Annotated in this window: 1 protein-coding gene; it reads right to left on the bottom strand. The window is 71.1% G+C overall.

Features of this window, described 5'->3' with window-relative positions; translation table 11 throughout:
* Nucleotides 1-32: 32 nt before the first annotated feature.
* Nucleotides 33-971 (bottom strand): COX15/CtaA family protein, encoded by a 939-nt coding sequence (locus tag ROTAS13_RS24900; RefSeq protein ID WP_253187777.1) that lies wholly within the window; start codon nt 969-971, stop codon nt 33-35.
* Nucleotides 972-1,059 lie beyond the last annotated feature (88 nt).

The following is a 1,059-nucleotide window of genomic DNA, read 5'->3' as shown; positions in this document are numbered from 1 at the left end:
TCGCCTTACGGTGGAGCTGTGCGTAGATGTGATCAAGAGACAGGCCGCGCCCCGGCCGTGCCGCGCGGCAGGACGGAAAGCCCGTACCAGGCGGTGCCGATGGCCAGCAGGCCGGTGAGCGTGGCCAGGAGCCGGTGGTTGAACTGCACCGAGGCCACGTTCTCGAACAGGTTCCTCCAGGCGGGCGAAAGGAAGAGGTAGCCGTCCGGCACCCACTGGCCCGCCATCAGCGGAAAGGTGTTGTAGTCGAAGCCCGCCTTGATCCCGGCCACGAAGCCGCCGGCCAGCATCGTCAGCCCGGCCAGCCCCGCCGTGGCGTGGGCAAGCCGCCGCAGCGCCCGCCCGCCCCCCGGTGCCTCACCCCACGGCGCCTCGCGCTCCGAATGCAGAAGCCCGAGCGCGGTCCAGACCAGCACCGCATAGAGCACCAGCGCCAGCGTCAGATGGATCACCAGCCGCCAGGGCGACACGGCGGTGCGGTCGGCCTCGAAGCCCGAGGCCACCATGAACCAGCCCACCGCCCCCTGCAGCCCGCCCAGCGCCAGCAGCAGCACCAGCCGGCCACCGAGCCCGGCGGGGATGCGCCCCCGCGCCCAGAACCAGGCCAGCCCGCCGGCGAAGACCAGCCCGATCATCCGCCCCCAGAAGCGGTGGGTCCATTCCAGCCAGAAGATCCCCTTGAAGCCCGCCAGCCCGAAGCCCTGGTTCACCAGCTCGTATTGCGGAATGGTGCGGTAGAGATCGTAGAGGCGCTGCCACTCCGCCTCGCTCAGCGGCGGCAGGATGCCGCGGATCGGCGCCCATTCCATGATGGAAAGGCCGGAGCCGGTCAGGCGCGTGGCGCCGCCGAGGGCCACCATGACCCAAACCATGGCGGCGACCAGGATCAGCCAGAGGGCGACGGCACGGCGGTTCCGGGCCAGGACATCCTCGCGGGACGGGGCGTGCGGATCGAAGGGCATGGCGGGCATTATAGTCTTCCCCTGGACCGCGTGCCGACCCCCTGCTAGGCCGCAGCCCCCATGTCCCCGGCTCAACACGCCAATCCCAGGGCCGCCC

The organism is Roseomonas sp. TAS13 (genome assembly GCF_001950415.1).
Taxonomy (GTDB): domain Bacteria; phylum Pseudomonadota; class Alphaproteobacteria; order Acetobacterales; family Acetobacteraceae; genus Roseomonas; species Roseomonas mucosa.
The sequence above is the reverse complement of the archived record's forward strand: the minus strand, read 5'-3'. Positions and strand labels throughout refer to the sequence as shown.

Bases quoted from the DNA above. Each gene is read 5' to 3' on its own strand.
- ROTAS13_RS24900 (WP_253187777.1), bottom strand. From the start codon at position 971: ATGCCCGCCATGCCCTTCGATCCGCACGCCCCGTCCCGCGAGGATGTC.